Source organism: Campylobacter sp. BCW_4321 (assembly GCF_001763075.1).
GTDB lineage: Bacteria > Campylobacterota > Campylobacteria > Campylobacterales > Campylobacteraceae > Campylobacter_D > Campylobacter_D jejuni.
Map to the genome: position 1 here is coordinate 1 of NZ_MJYA01000035.1, position 21,073 is coordinate 21,073.

Sequence of the window (21,073 nt, forward strand, 5' to 3'; positions counted from 1 at the left end):
TTTATAGGCGTATTTTACTAGAATTTGTAGAATATTCTTTAGAATATCAAGATGAAATGCAAATAAACGATATAAAAACGACTTTTTTAGTCAATTTTCTTAATTATTTAGAAAATAATTCAAAAAATGGCAATAAACTATCAAAAAAACAAAAATAACTTATTTGAGAGTATTAACTAGCTTTTTTTATAAGCGATAATAATGATGATTTGTTTATTTTTTCCTTTGATATGAAGAAAATTAGATTTAGAACAGAAAAATCAGAAGAAAAATTAAATTATCTTAATGAAAATGAAATTATAAGGCTAAATAATGTTTTAGAGAAAGAAAAAGCAAAAAAAGAAGTTTATAATAGTTTTAGAAACTCTTTACTGATAAAACTTATGCTTTATGGAGGACTTAGAATTTCTGAAGCTTTAAATGTAAAACTTTGTGATTTTGAAGAGGTTGATGATGAAATATTAAAAATATCCATAATAGGCAAGGGTGGTAAAGAACAATTTGCATTTATTAAAAAAGAAGTAGATGATGAGCTTGAATATTTTAAAGAAAATATCCAAGATCATGATTACATAATGCAAACTAGCATAGGAAAACATTTAAATAGAAGCAATGCTTTTTTGATTGTAAATAATATTTACGCTAAAGCTTTGATCAGCAAAAAAGGACTTCATTTGCTTAGACACACTTTAGCCATGAGATTAACAGCCAAAGGAACAAACCTTGTGGAATTCTAAGACATGCAAAACTAAATACTACTGCTATATATGCCAAAGCAACAAATGATACAATAAAAGCTGCGTTATTGAATAATTAATTTTTCTAAAATTGAGTATTTGCATAGACTTCTTTTTGAAGTCTATGCTGTGAATCTTTCTAATAAAAGTTTAGGTTCTCCGCCAAGTATTTTGATGAAATTTGCAATTCTTGATTGTATTATTTCTACGGAATACATACCTCCTAAACCGCCTAAAGCATAAAATAATTCTTCGAAAATGTCTTCTTTGTTAAATTCAAGTTCTTCTATGTCAATAAGATCAGGAGTTCGGCTACATTTTTGTAAATTTTGATATATTTTGACTAAAATCTTGATTTTTTGTAGATTATTTTCAGCCTCTAAATAAGAATTTAAGTGTATGATTAGGGTTTTTATGAGTTTTTCTCTATTTTCTTTATTTTCAAGAAATTCACCCCCCCGCCCGAGTGAATGCTTCTTTTAAATATTTGTTTTTCATATTATTCCTTTTTATATAAAATCAAGTAAAATAAAATCTTTTAATTTTGGGCATATTTCGCACAAATAATCACTATACCATTGCATCAACTCCCTTCTCTCTTTTAAATTTTGTGCAAAATTATATGAAGCTTTAACCTTATTTTTTTCCGTATGTGCCAAACACATTTCTATAATATTGCTACTAAACTGATGTTTTTGAATATTTTCGTGAGCTAGAGTACTAAACATAGATCTAAAACCATGTGGAGTAAAATCTTCATTTGAATATCCCATTCTTCTAAATACCATTCTTACTGTATTATCACTCAAGATCTCATTTAGTCCATCGCCTTTCTTTTTTGTTTAATGGATTTAAATAAAAGATCATGATGACTTATTTGTTTGTATTCTTTTAATAATTGCACTGCAATATCACTTAGATGTATACAATGCGCTTTTTTCATTTTCATTTTTGAAGCAGGTATGTTCCACAAGCCATTTTCTAAATCAATATCTTCCCAAGCAGCACTTCTTATGCTAAAACTTCTTTGCGCAGTAAGAAGCGACAATAAGATTGCCATTTTTGTATTTGTATCACATTGTATATAAATAATATTTTCAATTAATTCTTTAATTTTTGAAACTTCCGTAATAGTCGCAAAATGTCTTGTTTTTTTTGTTATAGACCAAATCCTTTCTTTTTATACCAAGCATAATATTATTTTCAATCATCTCTTTGTTAACTGCATAAGTTAATGTTGTAAATATTTTTTTACCGACTTCGGATTTTTTTGTAGTTTTATTTTTTCAAGAACATTTAAAATGTCGCTTCTTTTAAGATTACTAATGGGAATATCTCCTATAATAGGATAGCAATGATTTTCCATTCGCTTAATAGACTCATTGAGAGTGCGTTTTGTTATGTCGTTTTTTTGAAGAAAATACTGTTCAGCAATTTTTCTAAAACTTGTATCACATCCTTCTTTTTTTCTTATACTTTCATTAGTTTTTAGTAAAGTTTTTATCTCATTTTTTTATCTCGAGCTTCTTTAATTGATATTTGCGGAAATTGCCCCAAAGTTATTCTTTTTAATTTTCTTGTTTTTGGATCTTTACAATCAAATACAAAAGACTTTTTGCCGCTAGGATAAACTAATACAAATAAATTATCACTATCGCTAATTAAAAATTTTTTATCTTTTGGACTAATATTTACTATATCTTTCTGTGTAAGCATTTAAAAATAGACTCCTTGTGGTAATTTCTCCTAACTTTTTAGAATAAAAAATAAAAAGTTAGGAAAAAAGTTAGGAAATGAATTTTAACGGAAAAAACTTTAATTTAGGCTTTATATAGCTATAAATGCCTATTTTATCAATATTTTATAAGTATGATATTTATAGTAGTTTATAGTATCGATGGTGCGGTTAGCGAGATTTGAACTCGCACACGCAGAGCGTACCACCCCCTCAAGATGGCGTGTCTACCAATTCCACCATAACCGCATAAAAAAAGCCCAAAAAGGGCTTTGATAAGTTTTATTGTAAAACTATAAAAGGATTTGCATAAAGTGCTATTAGCGCGATAACAAGAGCATAGATAACTTGTGCTTCAATCATCGCTAAAGCGATAAACATAGTTGTCATTAATTTTGGCCCAAGGCCAGGGTTTCTAGCTGTTCCTGCAATTGTTGCCGCTGCAGTATTACCCATACCGATAGCACCACCAAGTGCTGCAACACCAAGACCTAAACCTGCTGCAAGAACTGAAAATGCTTTAATCCATACATTAATAGCTTCTTGCTCTACTGGAGCATTAGTTTCAGCTGCAAAAGCTACTGCTGAACATGCTAATAATAAAAAAAGAACTTTTTTCATTATCTTAACCTTTCTATAAAAAAATTTTTTCAATTTTTAAATCAGTTCGGCTTGCGTATCCCTACTTAAGACTTAAAAATAAAGCCGAATTATAACCAAAAGTATCTTTATTTTTATTGAAATTTACAAAAATTCACATTTTTGATTTAAATTTGATTGTTTTCAATAAAGCTTAAAAGTTTTTTTGCTTTAATAATATTTTAAAATAATTTTTAAGTTAAGGTTGTAACATTGAGTTCTAAATTTTCAAAAATAGGTTTCATTTTAGCGGTAGCAGGTTCAGCGGTGGGCTTGGGTAATGCTTGGAAATTTCCAACATTAGTAGGTCAAAGTGGTGGATCTGCTTTTATCTTGCTTTATATAATTCTTACTTTAGGTGTAGGTTTTGTGATATTTTTAGCTGAGCTTAGCATAGGAAAAATTAGTGAAAAAGATCCGGTTAATGCCTATGAAAAGTTAGCACCTTCAAATAAAAAAGCTTGGTCTTATGTTGGTTTTACTATGGTGGGGGCGATTTTAATAGTTTCTTTTTATACCTTGGTGATTGGCTGGATAGTTAAATATGTGTTTTTAAGTATCACTGGAAATTTGCCTATGGATCTAGAAGTAAGTAAAGCACAGTTTGGATTTTTTACAAGTGAGGATTTTTTAAGTCAGTTTATTTGTTTTACTTTGGTTTTTTTATGTGTTTTTTATATTGTTTCTAAAGGTGTTAAGAATGGGATTGAAAAGTTAAATGTTTGGATGATGCCTTCATTGTTTATTTTACTTATTTTGATGCTTGTTTATGCTATTAGTAAAGATGGTTTTATGATGGCGGTTAAATTTCTTTTTGTACCTGATTTTTCCAAAATCAACACTTCAAATGTTCTTGAAGCCTTAGGACTTGCTTTTTTTAGTCTTTCTTTGGGCGTTGGAACGATTATTACTTATTCTGCTAGTCTGCCTGATAAAACCAATTTTATTACCAGTACTTTAAATATTATTTTTATCAATCTTTTAGTTGGTTTATTAATGGGTTTGGTTGTTTTTACTTTTATCTTTGAATTTGGCTACAATCCTAATCAGCAAGGACCAGGACTTGTTTTTATTTCCTTAGCTACTTTATTTGAAAAAATTGGGGTGATTGGTTGTATTTTTGGAGCAGCATTTTTTATTTCTTTAATCTTTGCTGGTATTACTTCAGCTGTTTCAATGATAGAGCCTTTTGCTTTTTATCTTATTAATACTTTTGGCATGAGCCGTAAAAAAGCTTTGATTTTAATAGGAATTGTTGTTTATATTTTAGGAATGTTGTGTATTTTATCTTCTTTAAAAAGTACTCAGTTTGGATTTTTTGGAATGAGTTTTTTTGATTTGCTTGATAGTGTTTCAAGCAAGGTTATTATGCCTTTAGGTGGAATTTTGGCAGCTATTTTTGTGGGATTTGTGATGAAAAAAGATGCTTTAAAAATTTTATTTGAACCTTATATGAGCGGTATATTTTTTGAACTTTGGTATGTGTTTTTGAGATTTATTTCCCCTTTGGCTGTTGTTATAGTTATGATAGCCGCTTTTTTAAAGTGAGTTTGAAAAATAATGAGAACATATTTTTCAAAAATCGGTTTTGTATTGGCTGTTGCTGGTGGAGCCGTTGGTTTAGGTAATGCTTGGAAATTTCCAACTTTAAGTGCAGAAAATGGTGGTTTTGTTTTTGTGCTTTTATATTTGTTTTTTACCTTAACTATAGGATTTAGTATTTTTTTGGCTGAAGTGGCTATGGGACGTTTAAGTAAAAGTGATCTTGCAAATGCTTATTCAAATCTTGCTATAAAATATGGCAATAGATGGCGATATGGCGGCGTTTTTATGTTAGGTGGTATTTTTGTCCTCTCTTTTTATCTAGTTATCATGGGATGGGTTTTAAAATATACTGTAGTGAGTCTTTATTATCTTCCTAAAACTTTAGATGAAGCAGCAAGTAATTTTCAGAATTTAATCACTACAAATTTGACAAGTTCTGTTTTTTTCTTCACTTTATCTTTTTTTCTTACTTTATTGATAGTATCTAAAGGTTTAATCAAAGGGATTGAAAAATTAAACGTTGTTATAATGCCTAGCTTATTTTTAATGCTTGTTTTTATGTTGTTTTATTGCATGGGATTTAAGCAAGGTTTTGCAAATGCTTTTTCTTATTTATTTTATCCTGATTTTTCACACTTTAAATTTAGCTCTATTGCCGAAGCCTTAGGGCTTGCATTTTTTACCTTATGCTTGGGAATAGGTTGTATAGTTACATATTCATCAGCCTTGGATAAAAAAACAAATTTTATAAAAAGTTCAGTGTATATTGTTTTGATTAACTTATTGATTTCTTTTATTATGGGGCTTATTGTTTTTACTTTTATCTTTGAATTTGGAGCCGATCCACATACTCAAGGAGCGGGGATTGTTTTTGTATCCTTGATGAGTTTGTTTAATCAGCTTGGGATTTTAGGCTATATTTTTGCATTTTGTTTTTTCTTAGCACTTTTTTTTGCTGGTATTACTTCAGCTGTTTCAATGATAGAGCCTTTAACTTTTTATATGATTAATAACTATCAAATTTCTCGTGCTAAAGCTCTATTTTTAATAGGTTTATTTGTTTTTGTTTTTGGAATTTGTTGTATCTTGTCGTTAAATTTAAATTTTTTTTCTATGTTTAGTTTTTTTGGCAAAGATTTTTTTACTTTATTAGATAAATTAACTTCAAATTTTTTACTTCCACTTGGTGCTATAGCATGCTCTATATTTGTAGGTTTTTTTATGAATAAAAAACAAATTTATAAAATTTTTTCTAAATTTATAAGTCGAAAAATTTTCTTAATTTGGTTGTTTTTTATTCGTTTTATATCGCCTATAGCAATAATTTTGGTAATGTGTTATCAAATTTTTGTATAATAATGAAAAAATATTTTTTAAGGAAAAATAATGGCTAAAAAATTCATCGATGTAATGGATACAAGCTTTAGGGATGGTTTTCAGTCTGTTTATGGAGCTAGGGTTTTAATGGATGATTTTTTTCCTGCAGTAGAAGCAGCAAAAGAAGCAGGCATTACACATTTTGAATTTGGCGGTGGTGCTAGATTTCAAAGCTTGTATTTTTATCTTAATGAAGATGCTTTTACCATGATGGATAAATTTAGGGCTATTGTAGGAAAAGATACCAATCTTCAAACTTTAGCAAGAGGGGTCAATACCGTTACTTTAGATACTGGAAGTAGTGAACTTATTGATTTGCATGCAAAACTTTTTGCAAAACACGGTACTACAACGATAAGAAATTTTGATGCCCTTAATGATGTAAATAATTTAAAATTTAGTGGTGAATGTATAGTAAAACATGGGTTAAAGCATGAAATTACTATCACTTTAATGGATTTACCGCCAAATTGTAAAGGTGCCCATGATGTGCCTTTTTATGAAAAAATTTTAAAAGAAATTTTAGCAGCAGAAATTCCTTTTCATAGTATTTGTTTCAAAGATGCAAGTGGGACTTCTAATCCAAATAAAATTTATGAAACCATTAAAATGGCTAGAAAAATTTTACCTCAAGATACACACATTAGACTTCATACGCATGAAACTGCAGGAGTGAGTATAGCCTGCTATCTTGCAGCACTTGAAGCAGGGGTTGATGGTATCGATTTGGCTGCGGCTCCAGTAAGTGGCGGAACCTCTCAGCCTGATATTTTAACCATGATGCATGCTTTAAAAGGCAAAGATTATGATTTAGGCGGACTTGAGGAAGAAAAAATTCTAAAATACGAAGAAGTTTTAAAAGATTGTTTAAAAGAATATTTTTTACCACCTGAAGCTACTATGGTAAATCCACTTATTCCTTTTTCTCCTATGCCAGGAGGAGCTTTAACAGCAAATACACAAATGATGAGAGATAATAATATCTTAGATAAATTTCCACAAGTCATTCATGCTATGAGAGAAGTTGTAGAAAAAGGTGGATTTGGTACTTCGGTTACTCCAGTTTCTCAATTTTATTTTCAACAAGCTTTTAATAATGTGATGTTTGGACCTTGGAAAAAAATAGCAGAAGGTTATGGAAAAATGGTGCTTGGTTATTTTGGAAAAACTCCTGTTACACCCGATGCAAATATTGTTGAACTTGCTTCAAAACAACTTAATTTAGAACCTACTACAGAGCTTGCTATTAATATAGCTGATAAAGATGAGAGTAAAAGTATAGTTTATACCAAAACCTTGCTTGAAAAAGAGAGTATAGAAACGAGTGAAGAAAATATATTTATTGCAGCAGCTTGTAAAGAAAAAGGTATAGCATTTTTAAAAGGAGAGGCAAAGGTAAATGTACGCAAATTAGCTAGTATGCCAAAGCCTATGAGTGTAGATGAAAACAAATTTACCGTAGCTGTAAATGGTAATAAATATCATGTAGAGGTAAGCTATGGTTTTGATAAAGATGTTAATGTTAAAAGTGTAAAAAAAGTAGAAGAAAATAAAAATATTGTTTCTTCAAATTCAACAAGTTCTGTAGATGCTGAAAATGAAGTTTTAGCAGGTATTTCAGGTAATGTCTTTAAAATTTATGTTAACGAAGGTGAAGAAGTAAAATCAGGTCAAGCCATCATGGTTTTAGAAGCAATGAAAATGGAGATTGAGGTTAATGCTCCAAAAGATGGAATTATTTCAGAGCTTTGTATTAAAATAGGCGATACTGTTAACGAAGGCGAAGTATTAGCTATCTATAAGAATTAAAGTGAGGGAAAGATGAAAAAATTTGATAATTTAGGTTTGGATAATATAAAAGAAATTTTTCATAATTTAAGTTATGATGAATTAAATGCTCATGAAAAAGCAAATAATGAAGGTTTAAGTACGGATAATGATACTTTTTGTGTAGATACAGGGATTTTTACAGGTAGAAGTCCTAAAGATAAATATTTTGTAAAACAAGATCCATCTAGTAAGTATATTGCTTGGGGAAAGGTAAATCAGCCCATTACAAAAGAATTATTTGATAAGCTTTTGACCAAAGCAAAACAAGAATTAAGTGGAAAGAAAATTTATGTTCAAGATGCTTTTTGTGGCGCTTCTTTGCAAAGTCGCAAAGCAGTAAGATTTGTTACTGAAATTGCATGGCAAGCGCATTTTGTTAAAAATATGTTTATTCGCCCAAGTCAAGAAGAACTTGAGAATTTTAAAGCAGATTTTATTGTTTATAATGCTTGCAAATGTATCAATGAAGATTACAAACAAGATGGTTTAAATTCAGAGGTTTTTGTAATCTTTAATGTTGAAGAAAATATAGCAGTTATTGGTGGAACTTGGTATGGCGGAGAAATGAAAAAAGGTATTTTTTCTATGATGAATTATTGGTTGCCACTAGAAAATAAACTTTCTATGCATTGTAGTGCAAATGTCGGAGAAAAAGGTGATGTAGCACTTTTCTTTGGACTTAGTGGCACTGGAAAAACTACACTCTCAACCGATCCAAAAAGAAAACTTATAGGTGATGACGAACATGGTTGGGATGATGAAGGTGTATTTAATTTTGAGGGTGGTTGTTACGCAAAAACAATCAATCTCGATCCTGAACATGAGCCTGAAATTTATGGTGCCATTAAAAGAAATGCACTTTTAGAAAATGTAGTTTTAAGAGCCGATAAGAGTGTTGATTATGCTGATGCTTCAAAAACAGAAAATACAAGAGTTTCTTATCCTATAGAGCATATTGAAAATCATGAGCCTAGTCTAAAAGCAGGGCATCCAAAAAATATTATATTTTTAAGTGCAGATGCTTTTGGAATTTTACCTCCAGTAAGTAAACTAAGCAAAGAGCAGGCTATGTATTATTTTTTAAGTGGTTATACAGCAAAAGTAGCTGGAACTGAGCGTGGTATTTTAGAACCTCAAGCAACTTTTTCAGCTTGTTTTGGAGAACCTTTTATGCCTTTGCATCCAACGGTTTATGCGAGATTACTTGGTGAAAAGATTGAAAAGCATGAAGCTAATGTTTATCTTGTTAATACAGGCTGGAGCGGTGGAAGCTACGGTGTGGGTAAAAGAATGAGCATTAAGGCTACTAGGGCTTGCATTAATGCTATTCTAGATGGAAGTATTGCAAAATGCGAATTTGAAAATTTTGAAGTGTTTGATTTAGCTATTCCAAAAGCTTTAGAAGGTGTAGAAAGCACGCTTTTAAATCCTATAAATACTTGGTCAGATAAAAATAATTATATTGCAACAAGAGATAAATTAGCACATATGTTTATACAAAATTTTAAACGTTATGAAGATGTCAAAGAAGGCATTGAATTTAGCAAATTTGGACCAAAAATTTAAGGCATTTAAATGAAAAATGAAATGTGGTCAGGACGCTTTAGTGGTGCAAGTGATGAGCTTTTAAAAGAATTTAATGCAAGTTTAAATGTAGATAAAACTTTGTTCAATGAAGATATACAAGGTTCTATAGCACACGCTACAATGCTTGAAAGTTGTGGTATTTTAAAAAAAGAAGAATTAGATGCTATTATAAAAGGTTTAGAGCAGGTTAGAAGTGAAATAGAGCAAGGCAAATTTATTTTTGATATTAAAGATGAAGATATTCATATGGCTATAGAAAAGCGTTTAAGCGAGCTTATAGGTAGTGAAATTGGTGGAAGACTTCATACTGCAAGAAGTAGAAATGATCAAGTGGCTACTGATTTTAAACTTTTTGTCAAAAAATCTCATATTGAACTTATAAAGCTTTTAAAAGAATTGATTCAAACCATGCTCGAACATGCCAAAGTGCATAAAAAAACTATTATGCCAAGTTTTACACATTTACAACACGCTCAGCCTGTGAGTTTTTCTTTTTATATTTTAGCTTATGCTTTTATGCTAATGCGAGATATTAAGCGTTTGCAAAATAGTCTAGAACTCGCTGATTTTTCGCCACTTGGGTCTTGTGCGTGTGCAGGAACAAGCTATGCCACCAATCGTGAGTTGAACGCTAAAATTTTAGGATTTAAAGATATTATGCCAAATGCTATGGATGGAGTGAGTGATAGAGATTTTGCTCTTGATTTACTTTATGATATAGCAGTTATTTTTACACACACTTCAAGACTTTGCGAGGAAATGATTTTATTTTCAAGTTCGGAATTTTCTTTTATATCCATAAGTGATAGTTTTTCAACAGGAAGTTCTATCATGCCTCAGAAAAAAAATCCCGATGTTTGTGAACTTATACGCGGAAAAACAGGGCGTGTCTATGGAAATCTGATTTCTCTTTTAACTATAATGAAAGCTCTACCTTTAGCTTACAATAAAGATATGCAAGAAGATAAAGAAGGGCTTTTTGATAGTGTAAAAACCGCTAAAGATAGTTTAATCATCTTAAATGCAATGTTAAAAGAAATACGAATTAATAAAGAAAATATGCTTAATGCTTGCAAAAAAGGTCATTTATTGGCTACTGATTTGGCGGATTATTTAGTGCGTGAAAAAAATATTCCTTTTAGAAAGGCACATTTTATAGTAGGAAATGTTGTTGCACAAGCTGAAATACAAGGCATTGATATAAGCGAAATTAAAGATCTTTCAAAAATAGATCCTATATTTGATGAAAAAGCTATAGAGCTTTTAAATTTTGAAATTTCTTTAAATTCTAAACAAAGTGAAGGCTCAAGTTCTACTACAAGCGTAGAAAAGCAAATTCAAATTTTACAAGAATTTATTAAAAAAATATAAATATTGTTTAGGCTATTTTGCCTAAACATTGAATCTAAAATGCATTACATCGCCATCTAAAACGATATAGTCTTTTCCTTCAAGGCGTAGCTTTCCTGCTTCTTTGGCGCCATTTTCGCCTTTGTATTGGATATAGTCTTCATAGGAAATAACTTCAGCTTTTATAAAGCCTTTTTCAAAGTCATTATGAATCACGCTCGCTGCTTTTGGTGCTTTCCAGCCTTTTTTGATTGTCCAAGAACGCACTTCAACTACACCAGCGGTAAAATAACTGATCAGTCCAAGCTTAGTAAAAGCAGTGCGTATGATTTGATCAAGACCGCTTTCGTTAACTCCTAGAGAACTTAAAAATTCACGACTTTCTTCATCACTTAATCCTACTAATTCTTCTTCGATTTTTGCACAAAGCTTGATAACTTCATGATCATTTTTTTTAGCATATTCTTTTAAAGCTTTTACATAATCATTATCTTCACTAATACCATTTTCATCAACATTTGCACCATAAATCACTTCTTTAGCAGAAAGCAGTCTTAATTCTTTGATTAAGGCTTGATAAATTTCGCTTTCTTTTTCAGGATAAGAACTTGCAGCTAAGCCTTTGTTTAAATGATCAAGTAAAGAATTTGCAAGTTCGAGGCTTTCTTTAGCACCCTTTTGGTTGGCTTTGGTTTCTTTGGTGAGTTTTTCTATTTTTTTACTAAGTTGTTCAATATCTGCTAAAATAAGTTCTGTATTGATAATTTCTACATCACGCAAAGGATTAACTCCACCTTCAACATGGGTGATATTTTCTTCATCAAAACAACGCACTATGTGTAAAATAACCTCAGTTTCGCGTATATTTGAAAGAAATTTATTTCCTAAGCCTTCACCCTTACTTGCACCTTTAACAAGTCCAGCGATATCTACAAATTCTATTAAAGAATGCATAATTCTTTCAGGTTTTACGATTTTAGCAAGTTCATTAAGTCTTAAGTCAGGAACTTCAACCATGGCTTTGTTAGGCTCTATAGTGCAAAAAGGATAGTTTGCACTTTGGGCATTTTGTGCTTTAGTTAAAGCATTAAAAGTCGTTGATTTGCCAACATTTGGAAGTCCTACTATACCTACGCTTAAACTCATTTAGATTTCCTTAAAATTTGAATTAAATAATTAACACACATTCTAACTCCAGCTCCACCTGCACCAAAACTAGAATATCCCCAAGATTTTTCCGTATAAGCAGGTCCTGCTATGTCAAGATGTAACCATTTGTCTTTATATTCTTTACGAATAAATTTATCTAAAAATAACCCCGCGGTAATTGCGCCTCCATAGCGACTAGAGGCAGTGTTGCTAATATCGGCAATATTTGATTTTATAAGTTCTCTTAAGTGGGGGTTAAAGTGTAAGATTGTAGTATATTCTCCACTTTTTTTAGAGCTTAGATAAAAATCATTTTGCAATTCTTCATTGTTTCCCATAATAGCACTTGTAAATTCTCCAAGTCCTACAACACAAGCTCCAGTAAGTGTTGCCATATCGATAAGTAAATCAGGTTTTAAATCTTGTGCAAAAGAAAGACAATCAGCTAAAACCAAGCGTCCTTCTGCATCTGTATTTCTTACTTCTATACTTACGCCTTCGCGACTGATTAACACATCATCAGGCTTATAAGCATTGCCGCCTATCATATTTTCAGTTGCACCTAAAATACAATGCACTTCTAAATCTAAAGCAAGCTCGGCTACGGCTTTTATGATCCCCATTGCTGCTGCTGCACCGCTTTTATCAGCTTTCATTGTAAGCATAAAATCAGCTGGTTTTAAGCTTAATCCACCGCAATCGTAAGTTAAGCCTTTTCCAACAAATACAACACGTTTTTTTGCATTTTTGGCTTTATAGCTTAGATGAATGAGGCGTGGTGGATGTACCGAGGCACGATTGACTGCCAAAAAAGCATTCATTTTTTCTTTGGCCAAAAATTTTTCATCATAAATTTTACAAATAATGTTTTTATTTTCTTTAGCTAAATTTTGCGCATCTTCTGCCATTTTTAAAGGGGTGTAAATTTCAGGAATTTCATTGACTATATTTTTAGTAAAATTTGTGGCATTAGCTAAAATTTCTCCACGCTCCAAGCCTATCTTAGCTTCATCTTTATTAAATTTCTTACCATTTAATTCTTCGCTTGAAATAATAAATTTTTCCAAAGTGCTTGTTTTTTTCTCGCTTTTATATTTATCAAATTTATAAGCTCCAAAAAGTACGCCTTCAACTAAAGATGTAAAACTTCTAACTACACAATCTCCTATTATGCTAGGAAGTTTTACGCTTTTTATATTAAGCTTTTCAAGAGTTTTATATGCTGTGCAAAGACTTAATCTTATATCCTCATAAGCAAGGCTTTTAAGCTCTAAATAAAGCTTTTTATTGTTTAAGTCTAGTAATACACCTTCGCCTTTGTAATTATTAAGTTTAAAAAAATCTTTTTCTTTGTTAAAATTTTTTAAATTTTTATCCTGTATAAAAATAAGTTCAAAGTCTGCTTTTATAGCATCTAGTTTTTTATCGTTTAATTCAAATTTCATGATTTTTTCCTTTTATCTTTAAGTATAGCTTTTTCCATTTGTTTAAAACCAAATAATAAAAGGGATAAAAAAGCTATAATAATAATGGCTGCATAATACCAATGTTCTTCAGCCCAAGTCACCATCTTCCAAATTTGTTCTCCAAAATACCAAGCTAAAAGTATAGTGATTGATGCCCAAACCCAAGCACTAAAAAGATTGATAATAGCAAATTTTTTTGCACTATAACGCGTGACTCCTATACTCATAGGTATAATGGTTCTAAAGCCATACATATAGCGTTGTATAAAAATAATAGGCCAACCAAAACGTTGTAAAAGTAAGTGTGCTACTGCAAATTTACGCCTTTGGGTTTTTAATTTTTTTTGTATGTAGCGTTTATTATATCTTCCTATATAGAAATAAATTTGATCGCCTACAAAACCACCAAGTCCTGCTATAAATATAACAAAGCCTAAATTTACATGTCCTTGATGGGCAAAAATACCTGCCAAAATTAAAGCCAACTCCCCTTCTAAAATACACCATAAAAAAATAATAATATATGCTAGATCTTTGTATTGGTAAAGTAAATTTTTTAAAAATTCTTCCATTTGCGCCTTTCTATAGTTTTAAATTTCTAAAACACTATAAACTGAAGTAAGTTTTTCAAGTTTATTTGCTCCATTTAAATCTTTAAGATTCATTAAAAAACAAGCTTCAACGCATTTTGCTCCAGCTTTTTGAATAAGTTCATACGAAGCTATAGCTGTTCCGCCAGTTGCTATTAAATCATCTACAAGTAAAACCTTTGCATTTTGAATATTTTTAAATGCATCTTTATGAAGTTCTACTTTATCGCTGCCATATTCAAGATCATATTCGCAGCTAAAGGTTTCAAAAGGGAGTTTTCCAGGTTTTCTAATAGGCACAAAAGGAAGATTAAGTTTTGCACAAATCATAGATGCAAAGATAAATCCTCTGCTTTCTGTTCCTGCTATGAAGTCTAGATTGTAATCTTTGTAGCGTTCTTTTAAATGTTTAAGTAGAAAATTTAAAGCCTCTTTGTTATTTAGTAGAGTGGTAATATCTCTAAAAATAATTCCTTTTTTTGGAAAATCAGCAATAATTCTAATGCTATCAAGCAGGTATTTTTGTTCTTCTTGTGTTAGTTTTATCATAATAATGCCTCGATTTTTGCTTCTAATTCTTTAATTCTTTGTCTTAGTTTGTCATTTTCTAAACGATATTGAGAATTTCTAGTTCTTAAAGATGTAAGGTCTGCTTTGATTTTATTAAGCTCTTCTGTGAGTATATCTATATTTCCAAGACTTCTTTGAAGTTGGATTTGTAGTTTTCTAATAACAATCTCAGTATCATCAAGATTGTTTTTGATAAAATCTTTTGATGTTTTTTCTTTATTAAGTAGAGTTTTATAGTAAAACAACATTACAATCAGATAGATAGTTGCACAAATTAATATAGTTAAAACAAGCCAGTTTGTAAACATTATATTTTTACCTCAATTTTTTGAATTCTTTGCATATGTCTCCCTTCTTCAAAAGGAGTTTGAATGAATTTTTCTATAATATCTGTAGCTAATTCAATCCCGATTAATCTTCCACCTAATGCCAAAACATTGGCATCATTATGTCTTCTTGCAAGTTCCGCACTTAAGCTTTCATGGCATAATGCGCAGCGAATGTTTTTATGACGATTTGCTGCAATAGAAATTCCAATTCCACTTCCACAAATAAGAATGCCAAAGCTTCGTTTGTCTATTTTTTCGGCAAGTAAATGTGCATAATCAGGATAATCACAGCTTGCGCAAGTGTTTGTTCCTAAATCGTTAAAAATTATATTTTTTTCTTTTAAAAATACGCAAATTTTTTCTTTTAATTCAAAACCAGCATGATCACTAGCAATATAAATTTTTTCCCTAAGCATTGGTTTCCTAATTACTATATAAAATAAGATAAAAATCTAATCTTATCATATTAAATCATAAAAACAGCTTTTCTTTTTTTAAAAATAAGCTTTATTTTTCTTTATATATGTTAGAATTTGCGACAAGAAAAATAAAATTTCAATAAATTAAGGGGAGAAGAAAATGAAGCTCATACTCATAGGATCTTCAACAGGTGGTCCTAATCAGCTTAAATTTCTTTTAAAGGATATTGATATAAAAAATACTTGTGTAGTTATAGCTCAACACATGAGTGTTAGTTTTATTCCATCTTTTGTGGGGCAATTTAATAAAGAGGCTTTTAGTGAAGTGTGCTTATTGAACGATAAAGAGATATTAAGCAATAAAATTTATATTTGCCCTAAAAATACTATTTTATCTGGAAATTTAAATATTGTAGCCTCTTGGCAAGATGTGGTATCAAGTTTTAAGCCAAGTGTAGATTTGCTTTTTCATTCCGCTGTTTCTTTGGCAAAAACAAATAAAATACTTGCTATTATTTTAACGGGTATGGGAGATGATGGCGCAAAAGGTTTATTTGAGCTTTATAAAACAGGGGTTAGATGTTTATGTGAGAATGAGGCAGATAGCGTCGTTTATGGTATGCCAAAAAGAGCAAAAGATATGAATCCACATTTAAAACCTATGAGCTTAAAAGAAATTAAAAAAGAAATTATAAATTTTATTGATCAGGATTAATAAAAGGAAAATTACATGGAAAAAAAAATAACTCCTAGCGAATTAGAACTTAATGAATTTATAAAAATTATCAACGAAATGAGCGGTATTGATTTAACCGATAAAAAAAATATATTAGCTTTAAAGTTGAATAAATTTCTTGAAGGAACTAATACTAAAAATTTTTCCGAATTTTTGGGAAAATTAAAAAGTAATAGACAACTTAAACAAGAAACTTTAGATTTTGTAACCATAGGTGAAACTTATTTTTTAAGAGAATTGGCTCAATTGAAAGAAATAATTTATTATGCCAAAAGCTTAGAAAAGAGAGTAAATATCCTAAGCGCCCCTTGTTCAAGTGGAGAAGAGGTATATTCTTTGGCATTATTGGCTGCACAGAATTTTATTAAAGATATGTATGTTTTAGGCATTGATATTAATTCAAGCGTGATTGAAAAAGCAAAACTTGGAAAATATCAAGGAAGAACTTTACAGCGATTGAGCGAGAGTGAAAAAAGAAGGTTTTTTTTAGAAAGCGAAGATAAATTTTATACTATTAATAAAAATGAGCTTTGTACTTGTAAATTTGAACTTTGCAATGTTTTTGAAGAAAAATTTTCAAGATTGGGAAAATTTGATATTATAGCTTCTAGAAATATGATTATTTATTTTGATCATGAATCAAAACTAAAACTTATGGAGAGATTTCATAGAATTTTAAATGATAAAGGAAGGCTTTATGTTGGCAATGCTGATTTAATTCCAGAGACTATTTATTTTAAAAAGATTTTCTCTCCAAGAGGTGTTTACTATGAAAAAGTATGAATTCTAAAAATTACTAAAAGTTACACTTTAGAAATTTATTAGTAAAAATAAGTTACATTTTGAAGTAGTTTTCTTTATTTAATGATAAAATAATTTTAATTAATTTTATATTTAGTTAAAAATAAAGGAAAAAACTTGATTGAATTAAAAAATGTAAACAAATACTACGGAACTCATCATGTTCTAAAGAATATTAATCTTTCTGTTAAAGAAGGTGAGAAGCTTGTTATTATAGGTCCAAGTGGAAGTGGAAAAAGTACAACTATCCGTTGCATGAATGGGCTTGAAGAAGTTAGTTCAGGAGAGGTCGTAGTTAACAATCTTGTTTTAAATCATAAAAATAAAATTGAAATTTGTCGAAAATATTGTGCAATGGTTTTTCAGCATTTTAATTTATATCCACATATGACGGTTTTGCAAAATTTAACCTTAGCTCTAATGAAACTTCAAAAAAAATCTAAAAAAGAAGCTGAAGAAACAGCTTTTAAGTATTTAAAAGTCGTAGGTTTAGTGGATAAAGCAAATGTTTATCCAGCAACCCTTTCAGGCGGACAACAACAGCGCGTTGCTATAGCAAGATCACTTTGTACTAAAAAACCCTATATTTTATTTGATGAACCTACTTCAGCCCTTGATCCAGAAACCATACAAGAGGTTTTAGATGTAATGAAAGAAATTTCACACCAAAGCAATACTACCATGGTGGTTGTTACACACGAAATGGGTTTTGCAAAAGAAGTAGCAGATAGGATTATTTTTATGGAAGATGGCGCTATTGTGGAAGAAAATATTCCTAGTGAATTTTTCTCAAATCCAAAAACCGAACGAGCGCGACTCTTTTTAGGGAAAATTCTTAAAAATTAACCAAAATTGAAAGGAGAAAAAATGGTTTTTAGAAAATCTTTATTAAAGTTGGCAGTTTTTGCTCTAGGTGCTTGTGTTGCATTCAGTAATGCTAATGCAGCAGAAGGTAAACTTGAGTCTATTAAATCTAAAGGACAATTAATAGTTGGTGTTAAAAATGATGTTCCACATTATGCTTTACTTGATCAAGCAACAGGTGAAATTAAAGGTTTTGAAGTAGATGTTGCCAAATTGCTAGCTAAAAGTATATTAGGTGATGATAAAAAAATAAAACTAGTCGCAGTTAATGCTAAAACAAGAGGCCCTTTGCTTGATAATGGTAGTGTAGATGCAGTGATAGCAACTTTTACTATTACTCCAGAGAGAAAAAGAATTTATAATTTCTCAGAACCTTATTATCAAGATGCTATAGGGCTTTTAGTTTTAAAAGAAAAAAATTATAAATCTTTAGCTGATATGAAAGGTGCAAATATTGGAGTAGCTCAAGCTGCAACTACAAAAAAAGCTATAGGTGAAGCTGCTAAAAAAATTGGTGTCGATGTTAAATTTAGTGAATTTCCTGATTATCCAAGTATAAAAGCTGCTTTAGATGCTAAAAGAGTTGATGCGTTTTCTGTAGACAAATCAATATTGTTAGGTTATGTGGATGATAAAAGTGAAATTTTACCAGATAGTTTTGAACCACAAAGTTATGGTATTGTAACCAAAAAAGATGATCCAGCTTTTGCAAAATATGTTGATGATTTTGTAAAAGAACATAAAAGTGAAATTGATGCTTTAGCGAAAAAATGGGGTTTATAATATGAATGAAAGTGTAGGTTTTGTTGAACATTTAAGACAAATTCTTACTTCTTGGGGTTTATATGATGAAAATAGTATAAGCCCTTTTGCGGTATGGAAATTTTTAGATGCTTTGGATAATAAAGATGCTTTTATTAATGGTTTTATTTATACTTTAGAAGTAAGCATTCTTGCTTTGCTTATAGCTACAATTTTTGGAACTATAGGCGGAGTTATGGCTATAAGTAGATTTAAAATTATCAGAGCCTACACTAGAATTTACGTAGAGCTTTTTCAAAATGTTCCTTTGGTAATACAAATTTTCTTTTTGTTTTATGCCTTGCCTATTTTAGGTATAAGACTTGATATATTTACTATTGGTGTATTGGGTGTTGGGGCTTATCACGGAGCTTATGTAAGCGAGGTGGTTAGAAGTGGAATTTTGGCTGTGCCAAGAGGTCAGTTTGAAGCTTCTGCTTCTCAAGGGTTTACTTATATTCAGCAAATGCGTTATATCATAGTACCTCAAACCATTAGAATTATTTTACCACCGATGACAAATCAAATGGTAAATTTAATCAAAAATACCTCTGTATTGCTTATTGTAGGTGGAGCTGAGTTAATGCATTCTGCTGATAGTTATGCAGCTGATTATGGAAATTATGCGCCAGCTTATATATTTGCAGCGGTTTTATATTTTATAATTTGTTATCCTTTGGCTTATTTTGCAAAGGCTTATGAAAATAAATTAAAAAAAGCACATTTAACGAGATAAAGGGTTGTTAATGGAAAATGTTTTTAATGCACAAAATATTGAATTTTTAATGCAAGGTTTATTTCTGACATTAAAAATAGCCTTAGCAACTTGTATTATTTCGATTGTTTTTGGAACTTTTTTAGCTATAACTAAAAATTATGGGGATAGATTAAGTAAATTTTTAGCAGCTTGCTATATAGATATTTTTAGAAATACTCCTTTATTATTATGGATGCTTGCAGCTTGTTTTGTTCTACCTGTATTTTTTGGACAATTTCCTCAAGCTTTTTGGGGTACTATAGGATTTTCACTTTATACGAGTTCGGTTATGGCTGAAATTATTAGAGGTGGATTAAATTCTATACCAAAAGGTCAGTTTGAAGCAGCTTATTCTCAAGGTTTTGGTAAATTTTTTACTCTTTTTTATATTATTTTACCACAAACTTTTAGAAAAATAGTACCTGCTTTATTATCTCAAATTGTAACCACTGTAAAGGATACAGCTTATTTAGCGGGTTTAGGTATAGCTGAGCTTACTTATAACTCAAAAACTATATTGGCAAAACTAACAAGTTTTGAAGAAATTTTAGCGATGATAGGTGTTGTTGCGGGAATCTATTTTATAATATGTTTTTCACTTTCTATGTTGGTAAGATATTATGCCAAAAAGACAGCTTACATTTCTTAAAAAAGCTTATATTTTTATATAAGCTTTTTAAATTTACAGCAGTTTTTAACATTTTTTTTATTAAAATCCTTTGTATTAATTCATAATTTTATTGATTAAGGTTTTTTATGCGAGGTTATAAAATTTTTTCAGGCTCAGCTAATGTGGAATTTGCAAGACAAGTTTCTAAATATCTTTCCCTGCCTTTAAGCGATGCTGGAGTAAAACGGTTTAGTGATGGGGAGATTAGTGTTCAAATTGATGAGAGCGTACGCGGAAAGGATGTTTTTATTATTCAAAGTACTTGTGCTCCTACAAACGATAATTTAATGGAACTTTTAATTCTTACAGATGCTTTGCGTCGCTCAAGTGCAAATTCGATTACGGCTATTATCCCATATTTTGGCTATGCGAGACAAGATAGAAAAGCAAATCCTAGAGTGCCAATTACTGCTAAACTTGTGGCTAATTTGATTCAGGCAGCTGGGATTGATCGCGTAGCTACGATAGATTTGCATGCAGGACAAATTCAGGGTTTTTTTGATATTCCAGTAGATAATCTTTATGGAAGTATAGTTTTTAATGATTATATTAAAGCCAAACATTTTAAAAATGCTATTATAGGAAGTCCAGATATAGGCGGTGTTGCAAGAGCTAGGAGTGTTGCAAAGCATTTAGGACTTGATATAGTTATAGTTGATAAGCGTCGCGAAAAAGCCAATGAAAGTGAAGTAATGAACATCATTGGAGATGTAAAAGATAAAGAAGTTATCCTAGTAGATGATATTATTGATACTGCTGGCACTATAGTTAAAGCTGCAGAAGCTTTAAAAGAAAAAGGTGCAAAATCTGTTATGGCTTGCTGTACTCATGCAGTTTTAAGTGGAAAAGCCTATGAGAGAATAGCAAGTGGAGCTTTAGATGAGCTTGTAGTAACAGATACCATACCTTTAAAAGAGCAATTACCAAATATTAAAGTATTAAGTGTTACATCTGTTTTTGCTGAAGTAATACGTCGTGTTTATCATAACGAAAGTGTAAATTCTCTCTTTATTTAGATTAAAAAAGCTTAAAGATTGTTTTTAAGCTTTTCATTTTTATGCTACTTAAAGAAACAAAAAATATATATTTTTTAAAAATGTGAAAAAACTAAACATCTTTCT

Annotated in this window: 23 protein-coding genes, 1 tRNA gene and 2 pseudogenes; 13 read left to right on the forward strand and 13 right to left on the reverse strand. The window is 30.3% G+C overall.

Translation table 11 applies throughout. The features are described 5' to 3' along the window. A pseudogene (locus AJN58_RS10510) lies at positions 1-817 on the forward strand (tyrosine-type recombinase/integrase); the annotation flags it as partial. A gap of 42 nt (positions 818-859) precedes the next feature. Here the strand turns inward: AJN58_RS10510 and AJN58_RS10515 are convergent. The 7 genes and pseudogenes from AJN58_RS10515 to AJN58_RS05060 form a co-directional block, all read right to left on the reverse strand. Continuing rightward, a pseudogene (locus AJN58_RS10515) lies at positions 860-1,235 on the reverse strand (hypothetical protein). Between the two features lie 11 nt (positions 1,236-1,246). Further along, positions 1,247-1,546 (reverse strand): tyrosine-type recombinase/integrase, encoded by a 300-nt coding sequence (locus tag AJN58_RS09810; protein WP_002881695.1) that lies wholly within the window; start codon positions 1,544-1,546, stop codon positions 1,247-1,249. A gap of 8 nt (positions 1,547-1,554) precedes the next feature. Beyond that, complete coding sequence (locus AJN58_RS09815; RefSeq protein WP_083265167.1) at positions 1,555-1,908, reverse strand: tyrosine-type recombinase/integrase; 354 nt, start codon at positions 1,906-1,908, stop codon at positions 1,555-1,557. A gap of 60 nt (positions 1,909-1,968) precedes the next feature. Further along, positions 1,969-2,241 (reverse strand): phage integrase central domain-containing protein, encoded by a 273-nt coding sequence (locus AJN58_RS10565; protein WP_374220172.1) that lies wholly within the window; start codon positions 2,239-2,241, stop codon positions 1,969-1,971. Then, on the reverse strand, positions 2,238-2,453 hold the full coding sequence (locus tag AJN58_RS09820) for an Arm DNA-binding domain-containing protein (RefSeq protein ID WP_002881691.1): 216 nt from the start codon (positions 2,451-2,453) through the stop codon (positions 2,238-2,240). Before AJN58_RS09820 ends, AJN58_RS10565 begins: the two co-directional genes overlap by 4 nt. 182 nt (positions 2,454-2,635) lie before the next feature. Beyond that, positions 2,636-2,721, reverse strand: a tRNA-Leu gene (locus AJN58_RS05055). 33 nt (positions 2,722-2,754) lie between these two features. Beyond that, on the reverse strand, positions 2,755-3,093 hold the full coding sequence (locus AJN58_RS05060; RefSeq protein ID WP_002861627.1) for a F0F1 ATP synthase subunit C: 339 nt from the start codon (positions 3,091-3,093) through the stop codon (positions 2,755-2,757). A 231-nt stretch (positions 3,094-3,324) separates the two neighbouring features. Here AJN58_RS05060 and AJN58_RS05065 point away from each other — a divergent pair, with 231 nt between their 5' ends. From AJN58_RS05065 to argH, 5 genes are read left to right on the forward strand one after another with little or no spacing between them, the layout of a single operon-like run. Next, the gene (locus AJN58_RS05065) at positions 3,325-4,659 is read left to right on the forward strand and encodes a sodium-dependent transporter (RefSeq protein ID WP_044779223.1); all 1,335 of its coding nucleotides are present in this window, start codon (positions 3,325-3,327) and stop codon (positions 4,657-4,659) included. A 12-nt stretch (positions 4,660-4,671) separates the two neighbouring features. Continuing rightward, positions 4,672-6,012 (forward strand): sodium-dependent transporter, encoded by a 1,341-nt coding sequence (locus AJN58_RS05070; RefSeq protein WP_044779224.1) that lies wholly within the window; start codon positions 4,672-4,674, stop codon positions 6,010-6,012. Positions 6,013-6,042: 30 nt separating this feature from the next. Beyond that, positions 6,043-7,842 carry a biotin/lipoyl-containing protein gene (locus AJN58_RS05075; protein WP_002861624.1) on the forward strand — a complete coding sequence of 600 codons (1,800 nt, stop codon included), beginning with the start codon at positions 6,043-6,045 and terminating at the stop codon, positions 7,840-7,842. A gap of 12 nt (positions 7,843-7,854) precedes the next feature. After that, complete coding sequence (pckA, locus tag AJN58_RS05080) at positions 7,855-9,429, forward strand: phosphoenolpyruvate carboxykinase (ATP) (protein ID WP_004305981.1); 1,575 nt, start codon at positions 7,855-7,857, stop codon at positions 9,427-9,429. A gap of 9 nt (positions 9,430-9,438) precedes the next feature. After that, positions 9,439-10,821 (forward strand): argininosuccinate lyase, encoded by a 1,383-nt coding sequence (argH, locus tag AJN58_RS05085; protein ID WP_070277254.1) that lies wholly within the window; start codon positions 9,439-9,441, stop codon positions 10,819-10,821. Between the two features lie 21 nt (positions 10,822-10,842). On the opposite strand, the gene ychF is transcribed toward argH, so the two are convergent. From ychF to rpiB, 6 genes are read right to left on the reverse strand one after another with little or no spacing between them, the layout of a single operon-like run. Beyond that, positions 10,843-11,946 carry a redox-regulated ATPase YchF gene (gene ychF / locus AJN58_RS05090; RefSeq protein WP_004305979.1) on the reverse strand — a complete coding sequence of 368 codons (1,104 nt, stop codon included), beginning with the start codon at positions 11,944-11,946 and terminating at the stop codon, positions 10,843-10,845. Continuing rightward, on the reverse strand, positions 11,943-13,394 hold the full coding sequence (locus AJN58_RS05095) for a leucyl aminopeptidase (RefSeq protein ID WP_044779226.1): 1,452 nt from the start codon (positions 13,392-13,394) through the stop codon (positions 11,943-11,945). Before AJN58_RS05095 ends, ychF begins: the two co-directional genes overlap by 4 nt. Beyond that, the gene (locus AJN58_RS05100; protein ID WP_002861619.1) at positions 13,391-13,987 is read right to left on the reverse strand and encodes a DedA family protein; all 597 of its coding nucleotides are present in this window, start codon (positions 13,985-13,987) and stop codon (positions 13,391-13,393) included. The genes AJN58_RS05095 and AJN58_RS05100 overlap by 4 nt, the downstream gene beginning before the upstream one ends. Positions 13,988-14,005: 18 nt before the next feature. Beyond that, positions 14,006-14,554 carry an adenine phosphoribosyltransferase gene (apt, locus tag AJN58_RS05105; RefSeq protein ID WP_044779227.1) on the reverse strand — a complete coding sequence of 183 codons (549 nt, stop codon included), beginning with the start codon at positions 14,552-14,554 and terminating at the stop codon, positions 14,006-14,008. After that, the gene (locus AJN58_RS05110; protein ID WP_002853247.1) at positions 14,551-14,883 is read right to left on the reverse strand and encodes a membrane protein; all 333 of its coding nucleotides are present in this window, start codon (positions 14,881-14,883) and stop codon (positions 14,551-14,553) included. Before AJN58_RS05110 ends, apt begins: the two co-directional genes overlap by 4 nt. Next, a complete protein-coding gene (gene rpiB, locus AJN58_RS05115; RefSeq protein ID WP_002861617.1) occupies positions 14,883-15,320 on the reverse strand; it encodes a ribose 5-phosphate isomerase B in 438 nt (145 codons plus the stop codon). The genes AJN58_RS05110 and rpiB overlap by 1 nt, the downstream gene beginning before the upstream one ends. 163 nt (positions 15,321-15,483) lie before the next feature. Between rpiB and AJN58_RS05120 the strand changes: the two genes are divergently transcribed. The 7 genes from AJN58_RS05120 (at position 15,484) to AJN58_RS05150 (ending at position 20,968) form a co-directional block, all read left to right on the forward strand. After that, the gene (locus tag AJN58_RS05120) at positions 15,484-16,038 is read left to right on the forward strand and encodes a CheB methylesterase domain-containing protein (protein WP_002861616.1); all 555 of its coding nucleotides are present in this window, start codon (positions 15,484-15,486) and stop codon (positions 16,036-16,038) included. A 15-nt stretch (positions 16,039-16,053) separates the two neighbouring features. Beyond that, positions 16,054-16,842, forward strand: coding sequence for a CheR family methyltransferase (locus AJN58_RS05125; RefSeq protein ID WP_070276240.1), 789 nt, complete (start codon positions 16,054-16,056; stop codon positions 16,840-16,842). A 135-nt stretch (positions 16,843-16,977) separates the two neighbouring features. Continuing rightward, positions 16,978-17,706 carry an amino acid ABC transporter ATP-binding protein gene (locus tag AJN58_RS05130; RefSeq protein WP_070292062.1) on the forward strand — a complete coding sequence of 243 codons (729 nt, stop codon included), beginning with the start codon at positions 16,978-16,980 and terminating at the stop codon, positions 17,704-17,706. A gap of 21 nt (positions 17,707-17,727) precedes the next feature. Further along, positions 17,728-18,507 carry a bifunctional adhesin/ABC transporter aspartate/glutamate-binding protein PEB1a gene (gene peb1A / locus AJN58_RS05135; RefSeq protein WP_044780510.1) on the forward strand — a complete coding sequence of 260 codons (780 nt, stop codon included), beginning with the start codon at positions 17,728-17,730 and terminating at the stop codon, positions 18,505-18,507. Between the two features lies 1 nt (position 18,508). After that, on the forward strand, positions 18,509-19,261 hold the full coding sequence (locus AJN58_RS05140; RefSeq protein ID WP_044780509.1) for an amino acid ABC transporter permease: 753 nt from the start codon (positions 18,509-18,511) through the stop codon (positions 19,259-19,261). Positions 19,262-19,271: 10 nt separating this feature from the next. Then, positions 19,272-19,931 carry an amino acid ABC transporter permease gene (locus tag AJN58_RS05145; protein WP_004305969.1) on the forward strand — a complete coding sequence of 220 codons (660 nt, stop codon included), beginning with the start codon at positions 19,272-19,274 and terminating at the stop codon, positions 19,929-19,931. Between the two features lie 107 nt (positions 19,932-20,038). Then, positions 20,039-20,968 (forward strand): ribose-phosphate pyrophosphokinase, encoded by a 930-nt coding sequence (locus tag AJN58_RS05150; RefSeq protein WP_002861611.1) that lies wholly within the window; start codon positions 20,039-20,041, stop codon positions 20,966-20,968. Positions 20,969-21,073 lie beyond the last annotated feature (105 nt).